This is a genomic window from Lactobacillus porci (assembly GCF_009695985.1).
Taxonomy (GTDB): Bacteria; Bacillota; Bacilli; order Lactobacillales; family Lactobacillaceae; genus Lactobacillus; species Lactobacillus absianus.
Genome location: NZ_VUMX01000005.1, coordinates 17,482 through 33,978 on the forward strand (window position 1 = coordinate 17,482; position 16,497 = coordinate 33,978).

12 protein-coding genes are annotated in these 16,497 nt (G+C 54.5%); all 12 read right to left on the reverse strand.

Annotated features, from left to right (window positions below):
• Nucleotides 1–39 precede the first annotated feature (39 nt).
• Nucleotides 40–4,263 carry an EAL domain-containing protein gene (locus FYJ62_RS02695; protein ID WP_154547478.1) on the reverse strand — a complete coding sequence of 1,408 codons (4,224 nt, stop codon included), beginning with the start codon at nt 4,261–4,263 and terminating at the stop codon, nt 40–42.
• 52 nt (nt 4,264–4,315) lie between these two features.
• Complete coding sequence (locus tag FYJ62_RS02700) at nt 4,316–7,906, reverse strand: EAL domain-containing protein (RefSeq protein ID WP_195837378.1); 3,591 nt, start codon at nt 7,904–7,906, stop codon at nt 4,316–4,318.
• Between the two features lie 350 nt (nt 7,907–8,256).
• Nucleotides 8,257–9,012, reverse strand: coding sequence for a hypothetical protein (locus FYJ62_RS02705; RefSeq protein WP_154547482.1), 756 nt, complete (start codon nt 9,010–9,012; stop codon nt 8,257–8,259).
• Nucleotides 9,009–9,371 (reverse strand): fluoride efflux transporter CrcB, encoded by a 363-nt coding sequence (crcB, locus tag FYJ62_RS02710; protein ID WP_154547484.1) that lies wholly within the window; start codon nt 9,369–9,371, stop codon nt 9,009–9,011. Before crcB ends, FYJ62_RS02705 begins: the two co-directional genes overlap by 4 nt.
• A gap of 4 nt (nt 9,372–9,375) precedes the next feature.
• Complete coding sequence (locus tag FYJ62_RS02715) at nt 9,376–9,762, reverse strand: fluoride efflux transporter FluC (protein ID WP_154547486.1); 387 nt, start codon at nt 9,760–9,762, stop codon at nt 9,376–9,378.
• Between the two features lie 141 nt (nt 9,763–9,903).
• Entirely contained in the window at nt 9,904–11,829 is a 1,926-nt protein-coding gene (locus FYJ62_RS02720) for a copper-translocating P-type ATPase (RefSeq protein WP_154547488.1), read from the reverse strand.
• The gene (locus FYJ62_RS02725) at nt 11,829–12,107 is read right to left on the reverse strand and encodes a cupredoxin domain-containing protein (RefSeq protein ID WP_154547490.1); all 279 of its coding nucleotides are present in this window, start codon (nt 12,105–12,107) and stop codon (nt 11,829–11,831) included. Before FYJ62_RS02725 ends, FYJ62_RS02720 begins: the two co-directional genes overlap by 1 nt.
• Nucleotides 12,107–12,481 carry a cupredoxin domain-containing protein gene (locus FYJ62_RS02730; protein ID WP_154547492.1) on the reverse strand — a complete coding sequence of 125 codons (375 nt, stop codon included), beginning with the start codon at nt 12,479–12,481 and terminating at the stop codon, nt 12,107–12,109. Before FYJ62_RS02730 ends, FYJ62_RS02725 begins: the two co-directional genes overlap by 1 nt.
• Before the next feature lie 18 nt (nt 12,482–12,499).
• Nucleotides 12,500–12,952, reverse strand: coding sequence for a CopY/TcrY family copper transport repressor (locus FYJ62_RS02735; RefSeq protein ID WP_154547494.1), 453 nt, complete (start codon nt 12,950–12,952; stop codon nt 12,500–12,502).
• 79 nt (nt 12,953–13,031) lie between these two features.
• Nucleotides 13,032–14,054, reverse strand: a complete 1,023-nt coding sequence (locus FYJ62_RS02740; RefSeq protein WP_154547496.1) for a serine hydrolase domain-containing protein — start codon at nt 14,052–14,054, stop codon at nt 13,032–13,034.
• Nucleotides 14,055–14,121: 67 nt separating this feature from the next.
• Nucleotides 14,122–14,934 (reverse strand): Cof-type HAD-IIB family hydrolase, encoded by an 813-nt coding sequence (locus FYJ62_RS02745; RefSeq protein ID WP_154547498.1) that lies wholly within the window; start codon nt 14,932–14,934, stop codon nt 14,122–14,124.
• Nucleotides 14,935–15,115: 181 nt separating this feature from the next.
• On the reverse strand, nt 15,116–16,468 hold the full coding sequence (gene glmM / locus FYJ62_RS02750; protein WP_154547500.1) for a phosphoglucosamine mutase: 1,353 nt from the start codon (nt 16,466–16,468) through the stop codon (nt 15,116–15,118).
• Nucleotides 16,469–16,497 lie beyond the last annotated feature (29 nt).

A 16,497-nucleotide genomic window follows, 5' to 3' on the forward strand; every position in this document is an offset into this window, starting at 1 on the left:
TCTTTGCAGAAAAGGACTCTTTCTTTGCAGTTTTGCAGGCTAATGACCGGCCTTCAGGTCAGCTAAGGCTTGGTCAAGCTGCTTGGCGGCTTGCTGGATGTGCTTTGGATAATCGCAGATCTTGCCAGTCACCAGCAGGTCGATCCGAGCGCTCTTTGCCAGGGCCGCCTGGAGCTCCTGCTGCTTGGCCGCGAAAGCTTCCTGGCTGACTTGCGGCAGGACCGCCACGAAGACTTCCCCGCCTACCCGGTACAGGTTCTGGGCTGGGAAAATGCTATTGAGCAGGTCAGCGGTCTGCTGCAAGAGCAGGTTCCCTTCCTGCGGGCCATGATCAGCATTAAAGTCCCGCAAGCCGTACAGGTCAGTATACAGCAAGCCGGCTGGAATCTTGGCTTCCTTAAGTTCAGCCAGCTTGGCCTCGTATGCCGTCTGGTTGCCTAAGCCAGTCAAGTGGTCGCTTGGCGTGCCGGCTGCCAGTTCAGACATCCGCTGGATCGTAGCCAGTTTAGATGACAAATACTGGGTGTATTGGGCCAACAGGTCCTTGGCGTAAGCCAAGCGGTCGGCCTCAAAGTTTTCCACCCCAAGGTAGCCCAGCAATTCCTGCCCCTTAAAGAGCGGCACCAGGAGAATTCTGATGTTCTTCCGGGTCAGCTCATAGAGCTCGCGGTCAAAGCGCAGGCTTTCCATGTTGCTGATATACAGGTATGGCTGCCCGGCCCGCAGCTGCTCCAAGTAGCCGATCAAGGCCTGGCTCAGGCGGTCGGAAATCCGCCCCAGCAGGCTCTGCTTCCTGGTCCACTCGTATTCCAGCTTGCCGGCCCCGCCGTGGTTCGTCAGCAGGTAGACCCGGTCGGGCTCAAGCAGGCTGGCGACTTCCGCCAGCGAGAAGTTGATCTGGGAGACGTGGTCTTCTGGGCCATTCAGAGTCCAGGCCAGGATGCTGGCTTGGGCCGCTACGTCTGGCGCCTGCTTCAGGCGCTTGAGTTTGCTTGAGTCGCCGGCAATCTTGGTGAAGGCATACGCCACGCAGCCAGGAGTCTCTGCTGGAATCAAGGTAAACTCAGCCCAGGATTCCATGGCCTTGGAATAGAGCCGGCGCGAGCTGGCCCGGCCAGTCTGCAGCACCGCCAGCGGCAATTTGACCCATTGCGGGTTGTCGCCTGGCAGCACTTCCGTCAGCTTCTTGCCCAGCAATTCGTTCTTGGTCAAGCCAACCTGCTGGCAGAAGGCCTTGTTGACGCCAACGAATTCAGCTTCAGCGCCAATTTCGCTATGCGTATAGTATGGCCGAACGATGGCGTAAGGGAGCGGCAGCTTTTCATAAACCTGCCTGCTTTCCGTAACCGCGTCATTCTGACTGCCCAAAAGGGTGACCTTGAACATGGCATGCTTGTCCCCGCGCACGATCAGCTTGAAGCGCAGGCGGTAAGTCTCGCCCGCACTGGTCAGCGCCGCGATCTGCTCATGGGCCGACCGCTGGGCAACGCTGGCAAAATCGGCTAGCTGGCGCCGCAGGCCTTCATCGCTCCAGGCCATTTGGTGCTTGTCTTGCAGAGTAATGCCGATTTGCGCGGCAAAGGAGCGAAAGCCCACGTTCATGTAGTAGTAGCTGAAGTCGCCCTGGCCATAAGCCAGAAGCGCCAGCGGCTGGTCGCTGTTGACGTCAACCAGGCCAGCCGTTTCAAAGAAGTTGTTCTCGTCGCTGTTTTCCCATTCAACGCCCATGTCTTCCAGGTGCTCTTCAACTTCGCTGAAGTTGTTTGGCTTGCCGTAGTAGTAGCCCTGAACGACTTCGCAGCCAATGTCCTTCAAAAAGGCCAGCTGCCGCTCGCTTTCCACCCCTTCGCACAAGGTGTGGACGTTCAGGCTTTTGGCCATGGAGATCAGGGGCCGGATGACCTTCTCGCTGTTTTCATCAAAGTTGCGCATGAAGATCATATCCAGCTTGATTTCATCAAAGCCGTATTCCTTCAGGGTGTTCAAGCTGGACGCCCCGCTGCCGAAGTCATCCATCAGGACCTGGAAGCCATCTTTGTGGAACTGATCGATAGCCCGCTTGATCTTGACCGGATCTTCGGTCAGGATGGTTTCCGTAATTTCCACCCGCAGCATTTCCCGGGGAATATCATACCGCTTGGTCAAGTCCACCAGAATCTGGTTGGGGTTGGTCGTCACGAAGTCGGTCCGCGACAGGTTGAAGGACACAGGCACCATCGGCTTGCCCTCAGCCATTCGCCGTTTGATCAATTTGGCAGCTTCCTCAAGGACGTACATGTCCAACTTGTAGGTCAGGTTGGAGTCTTCCAGAATTGGCACGAAGCGACCAGGCGACATGAAGCCGCGGTTTTGGTCACTCCAGCGGGCCAGAGCTTCCAAGCCGGACAGCTTGCCATCCATCAGGTGCACTTGCGGCTGGAAGAAGACCTCAACGTCCCCGTTCTTGATGGCGTCATCAATGTGGTCGACGACGAACTTGGTGTATTCAGCTTTTTCGCTGAATTCCGCCGTGTAGACCTGGTAGCACTTCTTGGCGCCTTCCTTGACCTCATCGCAGGCCGTCTTGGCATAGTCGTATTCAGTCTCAATCGACTCGGTGCCGTCTGAGTAGTAGATTCCGGCCTTCAGGTACAGCTTGAAGGAAGGATCAAGCTTGGAAACTGCCTCATTGGCCTTTTGCACGTTCTTGATGGTCTGGTCTTCATCAGCCGAGATCACGACGAAGTGGTCGTTCCCAAAGCGGGCCATGTTCTCGCTGCCGAAAATCTCCGTCAAGACCTGGGCTACCTTCTTCAAGCATTCGTCACCGGCCTCGTGGCCATTGATGACGTTATAGAGCTTGAACTTGGCCAAGTTGAAGTAGACGATCGTCGGCATGAAAGACACGCTGGCCTGCCGGCGGGCGTTCAGCTTCTTGGTCAGGTAGTACTGGGAGTAAAGACCAGTCAATTGGTCGTAGTTGGCCATCTTGAGGTAGGTATCGTCCTGCCCCTTGTGCTGCATGCCAGCCAATTCTGAAACCAGCAATTGCCTGAACACGACCACCTGCAGGCAGAAGAAGATCAGCCGCAGGGCCGGGTAGCCGATCCAGCCCCCATGCGTGGCCACTTGCTGGTACAGGTCAAAGACCGTGCTGAGCAGCAAGGCAACCAGGCCGGCCAAGAGCAGCCAATGCAGCGGCAGCATCAACTTGCTTTCCGTTTCCTTGGCCTTCTGCTTTTCGGCTTCAAAATCATCAAGGATCAGCGGCTTGGCCTCTTTTTCCGCCCTCTTTTGCGCGTAGTGCCGCCACAGATCGATGCCGCTCACCAGCATGCCGAAAATGAAGGCAATAGCCAAAACCAGCTGGAAGACCGGCACGGCATCGGACATTTCTCTCTTAAACAGCAGCCAGCTGCCGGCCACATAGGCCACGTCAATCATGGACAAGGCAAAGCCAAAGGCGGCATAGCCCTTGCGCGGCTGCTCAAGCTGGACGTTGATGACCATGATCAGCAAATATGGCAGCACTATCAAGACTGGGTAGTTGAACAAGCGCCAAAGCCGGAAGTGCCCATAAAGAATGGCGGGCACGTATTCCAGCTGCAGCTGCCAAAGCCCGAACAGAATCGAAAATTCCGAGAAATAGCGCAGGCTGGACCGCATCTTGTCAATCAAAGGCGCGGTCAAGGTCAAAATAAAGGTCGTCAGCCCCAGCAGGATGATGACCATGTCCAGCAGTTCCGGCAGGGTATTGTTCTTCAGGTAGTCGCTCAGGTAGCGGCCGCTGCTGCCCAGGCGGCAGTTGAAGATCTGCCCGCTGGCTTGCTGAATGCCGCTCAGGTACAGGCGGGCCGTTTGCCCGGCATACTTCTTGGGCACCATGATTTCACTGGTTAAAGGCTGCTTCTTAGGCGTCAGCTGCAGCCAGGCCGTGCTGACCTGCGGGTAACTCACGTAGATCCGCTTGTTGCCAACGTAGAAGCTGATTTGCTCGATATTGTCTGAGACCAGAATCAAGTGCTCATTGTTTCCCAGGTTTTCAGGCAGCTTGAGATAGATCGACTTGTGATCCGTCCCCTTGTCCGGCCGCAGGTCGCCCAGCTCGGCCTTGCGTCCCTTGGCGTCCGTCCAGGAATTGGTAACATCGGCAATCTTGTCTTCTGAAAAAATTCCCTGATAAAAGCCGCTTTCCCCGCGGCCATACAAGCTGAGCACGCCAAAAGCCGCCATCACCAGCGCGATGATGATGGAATAGACTGTAGTGCTTTTAAGCTTTTTCATATTTTTTCTCTCCAAGCTAGCTTTAGACTTCTGACTACAATTATAGCCTATCTTAGCGGTAGCGCTTGTGCTTCTTGTAGTATTCGTTTTTGGCTTCCTGCATCTTGCGGTCAGCGCTGTTGATGGCTTCTTCCAGCTTATGCGAGTCAGCGCACCACTCTACCCCGATCGAGATGGACGGCGTGTCGGGCTGGGTCAGCTTGCGGGCAAAGTCATGGCACTTCTTCAAAAAGTCCAATCTGGTGTTTTCGTCATCAAGAATAACGAACTCGTCGCCCCCAACGCGGTAGACGAAGCGGTGGTCAAAGTTCTCGCTCAGGAAGTTTCCGGCCTTGATCAAAAGGGCATCCCCGGCCGGGTGGCCCTGCTGGTCGTTGGTCTCCTTAAGTCCGTTAAGGTCACAGTAGACCACGCCAATCCCCTGGCTGGCTTCAGCCTGCTGGTAGCGCTTGACCTTGGCCAGGTACGGGTGCCGGTCATTCAGGCCGGTCAAGACGTCGGTATCGCGCTGCAGCTCCAGATTGCGGCCAATGATCTTGGCGCCAAGGAAGTCCGCGGTCAGTTCAATCAAGTTCTTGAAGTCAATGTTCAGGTCCGCGTCAAAGTTTTCGGCGACCACGAAGCCCTTGATTGCCCCGCCCTCGTAAAAGGCCGCGAACATCAGGTTCTTGACTTCATAGTCAGTATAAGAAGCAATGATGTCGGGAAACTTCGCCTTGATTTCATCCGGATCGGTCAAGACCATGCTTTCAAGCGCGGCGAGCTCGCCCTTCTTCAGGCCGTGGCCATCACTGGTAATATTGACGTACTGCTGCTTGGCCTGGGCGGAGGCAATCCCGTGTCTGACCCATTCATAGGTGTTCTTGGCAAAGCGCTGGTCGGTTTCCATCAAATAGAAGCGGTCGGCTCCGATGTCCCGGCCCAGAGTGCCCAAGGCATCCGCAATTGCCGTCTCCAGCTTGCTGTTCTTGACGTTCAGCCTTTCTGACAGCTGGATGATCTCCTTGTTGGTCTGCTGCTTCTTTTCCAATTCAAGTTCGCTCTGCTTCTGCTTGTCAATGTTGATCAAGACCAGCGAGTAGGCATCAGGCACGGAAGCAGGCGCGACCACGTATTCATACCAGTGACCGCACTGGTTTTTGAAAATCCCCGTCTGCAGCTTCCGGGTCTCAGCCGTCTTGGCAAATTCCCTCATCCAATATGGAAAATCTTTCTCAGTCGTGAACTTGGACATTCTAGAGCTGAGCAGCTTTTCGCGCGTCTGGCCGATGACATCCGCGTAAGCCTGGTTGACGTAGACATACTGCATGTCGACTGGCTTGCCCTTGCGGTAGACCGGAGTCACGATGAGGTATGGCATTGGCATGTCCCGGTACTGGTCGGTATTCAGGTTGAAGTTGACCAGTACGCCTAAGTCGTTGCGCGCCTTTTTATGGTAGACCTGGTTGGCATTATAGGAAGTCAGGACATCAACCATGGCAAAAGCACCGGTGTTGGGATTTCTGGAGATAATCCGCTGGTAGCCCTCCACGTACAGGTTGTTTGGAAAGCTGTGCACGCTGAAGTGCCATTTGGTCCGGTGATCGTGCCAGTATTCTTCCTTGATCCATTCCTTAACGTCCACGAGGTACTGCGGTCCGATCGCCTTGAGCTCCGTATTGAACGGATCCTCTTCCATTTCCTTCATGGTCACGGACCCGCAGGAGATCAGGTATTGGGTGTAGCCCTCATTGCCCCGCACGTAATACATCTTGCCGTCGCGGTACTCAAGCAGGCCGATTGGCGTCCCCTTGAAGTACTTTTCAAAAATCGGGTCGTCCTCTTCAAAGGACAGGCTTGGGTCCTGAATCTCCTGCTTGAAGCTGGGCCTGTCCAGGCTCAGCATCCCCATCACGTTGTAGTAGTTGGATTCTTCTAAGCGCTCGACGTTGGCATTTGGCCCAACGATCCAGTCGCGGTAAGCCTCTTCAAAGCTCTTTGGCAAACCGAAGTAGTAGCCCTGGACGGCTGAGCAGCCGATCTCCCGCAGCACGAGCAGCTGGTCGGCATTCTCAACTCCTTCAACGACGGTGTCGATGCCCAATTCTTCCGCCATCTCGATCATCTTTTTCAAAACGACCTTGGACCGCTTCTGGTCGGCATCGTTCATGAAGCTGGCGTCAAACTTGATGCAGGTAATCGGAAAGCTCTGCTTCATGATGCCAATTGAGGAATAGCCTTCGCCAAAATTGTCGACCCAGACAGAAAAGCCATTCTGTTCAAAAATCTCCATTTGCTGCTTGATCTTCTCTGAATCAAGCGTGCGGATGTCGTTGGTGATTTCGATAACCAAGAGCTCCGGGGACAGGCCCGACTCTTTGAACTTGCGGCTGATGGCCTCGGCCATGTTGAACTGCTCAAATTCAGAGCTGAAGAGGTTGATGGAAATGGCAATATCGTCGCAGCCCCGCTGCTTCAGCTTCTGCAAGTCGGCAATGACGCGTTCGATCATGTACAGGTCCAGGCGGTAAAGCACATTGGCCCGATCAAGAATTGGGATGAACTGCTCGTCGCGCAGGGTTCCGCTTTCTGGATCCCGCCATCTGGCCAGCGCCTCCCAGTTGCCAGTCTGTCCGTTCAGAATCCGGACGATCGGCTGGTAGTAGGGCTCAATCCAGCCCTCTTTCAAGGCTTGGTCAAAATTGCTGAGGATGTAGTCCTCAAACTCAATTTCATGCTTGCTGTCTTTTTCAAAATAGGCAATATGCGAGCCAACCTGCTTGCGGTCACGGTTGCAGGCCAACATCGCATAGTCGCAGACCGACTTGATGTCTTCATAGGTCAGGTTGGCTTCATCATATACCCCGATCCTCACGCATAAAGACTGGCCATGGTTGATTGTTCTGGCCTGCTGGAGCAATTTGCGCAGGCGGGCGTCCAGGTTGTTTTCGCTCGTATAAGCGTAAAAGTTGTCCTCATCAAAGCGGGCACAGTTTTCATTGGTAAAAGTGCGGCGCAGCAGGTCCGCGAAGGCAATTAAAAGCTGATTGCCTTCAGAATAAGAGTACTGGCGGTTAAACTGCCTGAAGCCAATCAGGTTGAAGGCCAGCACGACCGGCCGCTTCCCTTCTTTGAACATGCGCTTGGTCCCGGCATCAGCGAGTTCATAAAAGTAGGAAGTTGACGGCAATCCCGTCAAGACGTCATAGTACTGCCGCATCGGCTTTTGCTTAAGCACTGGCTCTGAAGCTTCATCGTCCCTGAAAAATTGGGCCAGCCGCTGGCTGCTTTCCTTGGCAAACCAAATTACGATCGTCTCGTGGCCCCTTTGCAGGCGGTGCTTGCCTTGCGCCTGAACGACCGCGTAGTCCTCGTCAATTGGCGTCTTGATCCGGTAGATCGCTTTGAATACGGCTGCCTTGCCGCTGGCAAAAGCCAGCAGCTGGTTTTGAATGTAAGCAAGATCATCTGGATGAATGTAGCGAAACAGGCCCGTGCCGGCTTCTTTAAGCCGCTGAGCAGGCGTTTGCCCGTACATTTCGCTGAAACCGCGCGACGCCGCCAGCATCACCAGCCGGCCGTCAACGAATTGATAGACGCCCATGGCAATTCTGCTCGACTCGATTTTCTTTAATTCTTGTGGATCAAGCTTAAACCGTTCCATTTTTTTCTCCTCAAACCAGTTCAGCCGGGTGGCTGACTCGCGCTGCCTTAAGCAAGGCCTAACCATGTGTTATTTTAAATCGTTATTTATTTAACAATTGGCATGATTAATAAAGCATGCAGTCATACATGTTAATCATTATATATAAGTTGGCAACAATGAGCAAGCGCCAGCCTTTGCCAAAAAGCGTTGCTTTTTCTAGGCGTTATTGTTTAACCTTATACTTGTTTTGTTATATCAGCGTCTGCTTAAGCGAGATTAAAAAGGAATTAAATAAAAATAATCCTGAAAGGCAGGTCTGCTGCCCTTCAGGATTTATTTTCTTAGCTTTTGGCTAATCTTTGCTTTACTTATTTTTCTTGTTTAGGCTGCTTATTTGCTGCTTTTTGCTGCTTCTTTTCCTGGATGACTTTCCAATCGCATGCCGCCATGTAGCAGCTCAGCAGGACGGCCAGCGCGAAGCCGACCACGCTAGGCCAGGAATAGCTGAAGAAGATCTTGGAGTAGACTTCCCGCTGAGCCAGATTGGTCATGTATTGGGTCATGAAGATCTGGCAGCCAAAAGCCGCCCCGCCCCCAAGCAGGATCGGCAGCCAGGCCAGGCGCCGGCGGAAGATGATCAAAACCGCGCCAAGCAGATACAGGATCACGACCATCCAGACCGACAGCTGGTAGATGACAAAAATCTGCTCAATGTCATCATGGTGGACCTGGAACTCCGTATTGATCAAATAGAGAATCAGGTAGGTCAGGAACTGCTGGACCCGGTTCTTGGGATGCAGCTGCAGGTCCTTGGCCCGAACCTCTTGCCGGTTCTTGTACTTGGAGACGAAATGGTAGAGGCTGATGTAAGAGCCGCTGACCTTCAGCGTATCCGGCACCTGCTTGACCAGCTCATCCTTCAGTCCTGCCGCGACCGTTGCCCTGGCAACGATCGCCAAGGCGGTATCGTCATCTTCATCCGCGAACTTGTCAATCATTTCCGTCGCGAATTCCTGCGTGTCTTCCGACTTAAAGGTCATCGGCCCCGTTAGCAGACAGACCAGGGACAAGGCGGCCACAGCGATCCAAAAAACTTTCTTTAGCGATTGCGGTACATTTTTCATTGCAACAACTTTCCAAGGAAATACCCAATTGTAACCAGGATCATCCCGCCAGCATAAGAAGCCAGCAGATAGATCTTCAAAGTCCGCTTGCGCTGAGAGGAGGCCAGAGCGACCAGCTCGGTATTCAGGGTGGAAAAGGTGGTGTAGCCGCCCAGGACGCCCGTACCCAAGAAGGCATACAGGGCCGGATTGACCTGGAGCGCGTAAAGCAGACCCAGCAAAAAGGCCCCAGTCAGGTTGATCACCAGCGTCGGAAGCGGCAGATCCGTCTGCCGCATCCAGTGCTTCTTCCCATAATTAGTCAGCGCGAAGCGGGCGACCGCGCCAAGCGCGGCCCCCAAGCCAACGACAGCAAACATTGCTCTACCTCCTTAAAACGCGCTGCGCCAAAAACAGACCGCACCGCTTGCCAAGCACGGCAAACAGGAAGCCCAGCAGAATAGATAAGACAAAATACCAGAGCGCGGTCAGGCTGCTGCCAGCCAAGAGAAGCTTCAAAGTATCCAGCTTAAAGCTGGAGAAGGTGGTAAAGGCTCCGACAAAGCCGGTTCCCAGGCCCACGTTGAGCCAAGGATTCGTGATGCCCATAGTCAAGAAGAAGTAGGTCAAAAAGGCCAGCAAAAAGCAGCCGGCAATATTGCCCAGAATCGTGCCATAGAAAGAGAAATTGGCATTCAGCCAGTAGCGCGCTGCCCCGCCCCAAAAAGCGAAAAAGGCCACGCTGACGTATTTCCGCAACTGCTCACTCATGTTTGTCCCTCCTTTAAAACGATTTATGCACTAACTATTAGGTTACAACTGAAAGCGCTCTTAAAGCAAACAAAAAATGAAATCGCCATCAGCGATTTCATTTTTTGCTTAAGTTGTTTGTCTTAAAGATTTTAAGTATTTTCAAGCTGATCTTTGCTTTTCCGCGCCAGCAATTTTGGCCTTGTTCAGCAAAAGCGATGAGCTGACGACTGAGACGGAGCTGAAGGCCATGGCCAGGCCAGCCAATTCCGGACTGAGAGTCAGCCCCAAGCCTGAAAACAAACCGGCGGCAATCGGAATGCCAACCATGTTGTAGATCAAAGCCCAAAACAAGTTGAGCTTGATTCTTTGGAAAGTCTTCCTGGCAATGTCCAAGGCCCTGACGACGCCTAGCAGATCGCTAGTAACCAGCACGATGCCGCCGGCTTCTTTGGCAATGTCCGTGCCGCTGCCCATGGCAATGCCCACGTCCGCCACGGAAAGCGCCGGCGCGTCATTGATCCCGTCGCCAACGAAGGCCACTTTTTCCTTTTGCATGAGGGCCTTGACGTGATCGGCCTTCTCATTGGGCAAAACGCCAGCAATGACTTGGTCAATGCCCACCTGCTTGGCAATGGCCTGGGCCACGTTTTCATTGTCTCCCGTCAGCATCACCGTCCGCATTCCCCGCTTCTTCAAGAGCTGGATGGCGGCTTTGGAGCTGGCCTTAGGCTGGTCCTGGATGGCTACCAGGCCAATGACCTGGCCATCAAGGGCAACAAAGACGACGGTCTTGGCCTGCTTTTGCAGGGCCGCGGCCTTTTCCCGCCAAGTGGCATCAGCGCCGGTCAATTCAGCACTGCCGACCAAGGCCTCCTTGCCGGCCAGCTGCCCTTTGACCCCGCGCCCTTCTATGGCCTCAAAGTCAGTCACCTTCTCCAGGGCAAGTCCCGCTTGGGCGGCCTGATTGACGATGGCTTGCGCCAATGGGTGCTCTGACGCGCTTTCCAGGCTGGCGGCCGTTTGCAAGGCCGCGCTATCCCCAATCAGGTCGGTCACTTCCGGCTTGCCGACCGTGATGGTCCCGGTCTTGTCAAAGGCAACCGTCTGCAGGGCCGCGACTTTTTCCAGGACTTCCCCGTTTTTGATCAAAACGCCCATTTTGGCCGCCCGGCCAGTCCCGACCATCAAGGCCGTTGGCGTCGCCAAGCCTAAAGCGCACGGACAGGCAATAACGATGACGGAGACCGCGTAGAGCATGGCCTGAACTAGCGAAGCATTGAAAAAGACGTACCAGATTGCGAAAGTCAAGATAGCCAGAACCAGGACGGCGGGAACGAAAATCCCGGCAATCCGGTCGGTCAGCTTCTGGATTGGCGCGTGGGAAGTCTGGGCCTTCTTGACCGTTTCCGCGATCTGGGCCAGCATGGTGTCCTGGCCAACCTTGGTGGCCTTGAACTGGAAGCTCCCCTTCCCGTTGACCGTGGCCCCAATGACGGAGTCACCCGCCTTTTTAACGACTGGCAGGCTTTCCCCGGTCACCATGGCTTCATCCAGCGTTGAAGACCCTTCGACGATTTCACCGTCGACTGGCACCTTTTCGCCTGGCTTGACGCGGATGACGTCGCCGATTTTCACCTCAGAGACCGGCAGCTTGACGAAGCGGCCGTCCCGCCAGACTTCGGCTTCTTTAGCCTGCAGGTCCAGCAGCTTGGCCAGGGCATTTGAGGCATTGGCGTGCATTTTTTCCTCCATGGCATCGCCCAGAAGGACGAAGACCAGGACAAAGGCCGCGCTCTCAAAGTAGACGTCCCGGCCGGTAAAAAAGGCAAACAGGCTGTAAAGATAGGTCACGCTTGTCCCAACCGCCACCAGGGTGTTCATGTTGGCCTGGTGCTTTAAAAAGGCGGCCCAGGCGCTCTTGACGTAAGGGCCGGCGGCGATCCGCATCACCAAAGTAGTCGCGACTAGGGCGATCAGGCGGGAATTGGGCAGCATGAAGCCAAAGGGCATGGCAATCATGTCCACCAGCATCGGCAGGGAAAGGACCAAGGAGATCCAGAAGCGCTTGATACTTGAAAGCTGCATTAGTCGATCACGATCTTCCCATGAAACATGTCCATCCCGCAGGCAAAGGGAATCTCCCCCCGCTTGTCAGTTGGTATCTGGATAGTCTTGTCCGGGTCGTTGAACAGGTCCTTCTCCAGCCCCAAATCCTTGATTACGACCTTTTGCAGGCAAGTATTGTCAGTCTTGACCTTGAAGGTCAATTCTGCCTCCTTGCCCTGCTTGAAGTGAACCTCGGAAGGCTCATAGCCCTTGTCAACGACGATAGTCTTGCTTTGCTTGCGCTTAAAAAGTCCCATTATTTAACGATCACCTTTCCATGAAACATATTCATCCCGCAGGCGTAGTCGAACTCGCCTGCCTGGTCGGTTGGAATCTTGACCCGGGCATGCGGATCCTTGGCCAGATCCTTGTCCACGCCAAGCTTTTCAAAAACCACATGGCTCAAGCAGGCCGTTGAGTCCTGCATGTCAAAGACGACTTCGGCCGGCTGGCCCTGCTTGAAGACCATGACCTGGGGATTATAGCCGCCCTTGACCACGACCCTGCCTTCCTGCTTGCCGTCAACGACTTTGGCCTTGCCGGCTGCTTGCTCGAACTTGCCGAAAAACCACCACAAAATGATGCCGATCAGGGCTAAAGCGCCGATCAGTACGATAATTTTGAGCAACATTTGCCCAGTCCCTCTTTCTTAACAATGATCCGCGCAATGATCCGGATCATGCGCGAGGCAGTTGCAAGGAACCTGATCCGGCGCGGTCAGCTGCTTTTCCGCGACCTTGGCCGCGACCTTGGCCAAGTCATTTTTGGACATGGGGATCTCGTCCAGCAGGCGGAGCAGCAGCTGGCCCTTGTGCATGTCGCACATGGCGGCCAGCGACCGCTTGATGCTTTGGTACATCATTTCGTCCTGGCTGATCGTCGCTTCATAAGTGAAGCGGTGACCCGACCGGTTGACCTTCAAGAAGCCCTTCTTTTCCAAGCGCCGCATCAAGGTCTTGATGGTCGATTCGCTCCAGTCCTTCTTGGCCTGCAGCTGGCTGACCACCTGATTGGTATAGACGGTGCCCAGGGTCCAGACGATCCGCATGACGTCCCATTCGGCATCGGAAATGCTGTAGTCTCGGTCAAGTTCTGCTTGCATCTTGCTTCCTTTTTCGTTTACACATGTAACTTTCATATTTCATCATACGCCTTTATTTACAATTGTCAACCATATTTGCCTAAGCCTGCTTTTCCCGGTACTTGCCGCCAAAAAAGGCCGCGGCCGCCGCTCGGCGGGCTGCCTGCCAGGCTTCGTTGCCGCGCTTAGGGTAGACGGCATTGGTCAGGATGATCAAGGCCCGCCGCCGGTCCAGGTCAATTCCCAAGCCTGGCCCCGTAAAGCCGGTATGCCAAAGATTCTTCCGGTTTGGCGTCCAGCGGATCCAAGCCAGGGTCCGCTCAAAGTGATCCAACTCCGGCAAGCGGACCGCGATCTGCCCTGGAATGATTTCCTGGTCATGAAAACGGCCATCGTTCAGGTACATTTGGGCAAAATTCTCCAAGTCGCTCAAGCTGGCGAAAAGGCCGGCGTGACCCGCGCAGCCCTGCAGCTGCCAGGCCGTCTCATCATGCACGCCGCCCCAGACCTGGCCGCGCTTCTGGGTCATTTCCGTTGGCACGAACCAGTTCCGGTCTCTAAAAGGCTCATTGCCCAGGCAGTAGCCGCTGTCATGCATCCCCAGTGGCTTGAGGACATGCTTGTGAATTTCAACGGCCAAGGGATTGCCGGTTGCTTTCTCAATGATCTTGCCCAAAATGATGAAGTTGAGGTCGGAATACCTGGCCTCGCTGCCAGTTGGGTAGACCAATTGGCTGTCTTTGACGGCCTGCCAGACGTCGGCCGCGCTCTCATACTGCCAGACGTCGGTGAGGTCAGCCGGCAGGCCGCTGTCATGCAAGAGCAAGTCGGCTACCGTCACGTCCTGAAAGCTGGTCTCAAAGAAGCTGCCAACCGGATCCTCCAGTTCAATGGTCCGCTCGCCCAGCAGCTGAAAGATCCGCGTGGCCGTTGCCACGACCTTGGTCAAGGAGGCCAGGTCGTAGTCAAGGTGCGAAACCACTGGATGCTCGCGGCTGTCATCGCACCAGCCAAGATAATGCTCCTCATGGACGTCAGCCCCAATAATGGCGTATGCAGCTCCGCGAACGATGCCCTGGTCTACTGCCGCTTTCAGCGGCTGGCTGATTGCTTCTGTATTCATCGTCTCTTTGCTCCTTTTAGCAAAAAGGACCAAGCCGGCTGGCTTGGTCCTTAAAAAAGCTCCTGAATTACAAGACCAGCTTGCGCAAGGCCTTGGCGATTCCGTCGCGGTCATTGGTATCGGTCACGTAGTCAGCCATGTCCTTGATTTCATCGATGGCATTGCCCATGGCCACCTTCTTAAAGTCGGCCATTTCAAACATGGACCGGTCGTTGCCCTGGTCGCCAAAGATCATGACCTGGCTGCCAGAAAAGCCCAAGCGGGCGGCCAGCTCGCTGACCGCCAGGCCCTTTGAGGCTTCCAGTGACCCGACTTCGATGACTTCCGGCCAGCTGCGGACGACCGCGTAGCTTTGGAAGAACCATTCAGGCAGGCGGTTCCACAGGCGCTCGACCTGGTCTGGGTCGTCAGCCATGTAGCCAGCCTTGGCAAAGGTGAAGTCGCGCTTGAAGTCTTCCCGCTTTTGAATCCAGATTTGGTTTCTGGTTTCAGCCCCGTCAATCGACATCCGGATGGACAGCTTGTGGTCCATGGTATAAAAGCGCTGAGGCGTTTCAAAGTTCAGATTGACGTCAGCCAGCCGCTGCATGTGGACCATGGTGTCGAAGTCGCCGTGGTCCAAGTCATGGCTGAACAGGACGTCGCCGTTCAGGTTCTGGGCGACCGCCCCGTTAAACAGGATTGCATATTCATCAGCCCCTTTGAGACCCAGCGCTTCCGTATAAGGCTCAATTCCAAACAAGGGCCGCCCCGTGGCCAAGACGACCTTGATTCCTTCATTTCTGGCCTCCTGCAGGGCCTTGATGGTCCCAGCCGAAATCGTCTTGCTGGAAGTCAGGAGGGTGCCGTCCAAGTCGACGGCCAACATTTTAATTGCCATGCTCACACCTCTTATTTCTTCTGCTTGTCTTTTTCGTCGCGCCTTGTTCTTACATCAAGAGCAGGCTTTCAAGCTCATAAGTATATTATATCCTACTTCAAAAAACTATCGAAAGAGCTTTATCTCCTTTTTGCCATGCAAAAAGTCTTGCCTCGCGGCAAGACTTTAAAATGCATTTTGCTTATTCGCCCATTTCGTCTTCAACGACCTTGACGATCCGGTCGACGTAGGCTTGGGTTGCTTCTTCAGTTGGGCCTTCTGCCATCACCCGCAGCAATTCCTGCGTGCCTGAAGGACGCACCAGAACTCGGCCGTCATCACCCATTTCATCCTGGACTTCCTTGATGACGTCAACGATGGCTTGGTGCTGCTTCCAGGAAGCCTTGTTCTTGACTGGCACGTTGACCAAGACTTGTGGGTATTCCTTAAAGTCTTCCAAAAGCTCAGTCAAGGACTTGCCAGTCTTCTTCATGACCAGCATCAAGTGAATCCCAGTCAGCATGCCGTCGCCAGTGTTGTGGTAGTCGCTGATGATGACGTGACCTGACTGCTCCCCACCCAGGCTGTAGCCATGAGCGCGCATTTCTTCTGAAACGTAGCGGTCGCCGACTTGGGTGCGGACGTTCTTAATGCCGCGACGCTGCAGGGCCTTGGTGAAGCCCAGGTTGCTCATGACGGTCGTCACGATCGTATCCTTCTTCAAGCGGCCGTGTTCTTCCAGGTATGAGCCGATGATGTACATGATGTGGTCGCCGTCGACTTCGTTCCCGTTTTCGTCAACGGCAATGCAGCGGTCAGCGTCGCCGTCAAAAGCCAGCCCCAGTTGGGCGCCTTGCTTGACGACTTCTTCCTGCAGGTGCTCAGTGTGGGTTGCCCCGCAGTGGTCGTTGATGTTCAAGCCGTTTGGATGGGTTGAGATCGTGGTGAAGTCCACGTTCAGGTCAGCAAACAAGCGGGAAATGAAGGCACTGGCCGCGCCGTTGGCCCCGTCGATTACTACCTTGATCCCATCCAGGTCTTCTGGGATGGTGTTTTCCAAAAATTGGATGTACTTGTTGGAGCCATCGCGGAAGTCGGTTACCGTGCCCAAGCCCTCAGCTGAAGGACGAGGCAGCATGTCTTCCTTGGCGTCGATCAGCTCTTCAATTTCCTCTTCTTTGGAGTCTGACAGCTTCAAACCGTCGCTGCCGAAAAACTTGATCCCGTTGTCTTCAACTGGGTTGTGTGAAGCGGAGATCTGCACGCCGGCATCCGCGCCTTGGGCACGAACCAGGTATGACAGACCTGGGGTCGTGATCACGCCGCATTCCAAGACCTCAATGCCGACTGACAGCAGACCGGCAATCAAAGCGTGCTCCAGCATTTCACCAGAGATCCGGGTGTCGCGTGAAACCAGGACGCGGGCCTGGCCGCCGTCTTCCTTTTCCTTGGTCAGGACGTAGCCACCCATTCGGCCCAACTTAAAGGCCATTTCCGGGGTCAAGACCTTGTTGGCTTCCCCACGCACACCATCAGTACCAAAATATTTAAGCATTATAAGAACCTTTCTTACTTTGTAATTTT

Bases quoted from the DNA above. Each gene is read 5' to 3' on its own strand.
- FYJ62_RS02730 (WP_154547492.1), bottom strand. From the start codon at position 12,481: ATGTTGCTCAAAATTATCGTACTGATCGGCGCTTTAGCCCTGATCGGC.
- FYJ62_RS02725 (WP_154547490.1), bottom strand. From the start codon at position 12,107: ATGGGACTTTTTAAGCGCAAGCAAAGCAAGACTATCGTCGTTGACAAG.
- FYJ62_RS02705 (WP_154547482.1), bottom strand. From the start codon at position 9,012: ATGAAAAATGTACCGCAATCGCTAAAGAAAGTTTTTTGGATCGCTGTG.
- FYJ62_RS02695 (WP_154547478.1), bottom strand. From the start codon at position 4,263: ATGAAAAAGCTTAAAAGCACTACAGTCTATTCCATCATCATCGCGCTG.
- glmM (WP_154547500.1), bottom strand. From the start codon at position 16,468: ATGCTTAAATATTTTGGTACTGATGGTGTGCGTGGGGAAGCCAACAAG.
- FYJ62_RS02720 (WP_154547488.1), bottom strand. From the start codon at position 11,829: ATGCAGCTTTCAAGTATCAAGCGCTTCTGGATCTCCTTGGTCCTTTCC.
- FYJ62_RS02715 (WP_154547486.1), bottom strand. From the start codon at position 9,762: ATGAGTGAGCAGTTGCGGAAATACGTCAGCGTGGCCTTTTTCGCTTTT.
- crcB (WP_154547484.1), bottom strand. From the start codon at position 9,371: ATGTTTGCTGTCGTTGGCTTGGGGGCCGCGCTTGGCGCGGTCGCCCGC.
- FYJ62_RS02735 (WP_154547494.1), bottom strand. From the start codon at position 12,952: ATGCAAGCAGAACTTGACCGAGACTACAGCATTTCCGATGCCGAATGG.
- FYJ62_RS02745 (WP_154547498.1), bottom strand. From the start codon at position 14,934: ATGGCAATTAAAATGTTGGCCGTCGACTTGGACGGCACCCTCCTGACT.
- FYJ62_RS02700 (WP_195837378.1), bottom strand. From the start codon at position 7,906: ATGGAACGGTTTAAGCTTGATCCACAAGAATTAAAGAAAATCGAGTCG.
- FYJ62_RS02740 (WP_154547496.1), bottom strand. From the start codon at position 14,054: ATGAATACAGAAGCAATCAGCCAGCCGCTGAAAGCGGCAGTAGACCAG.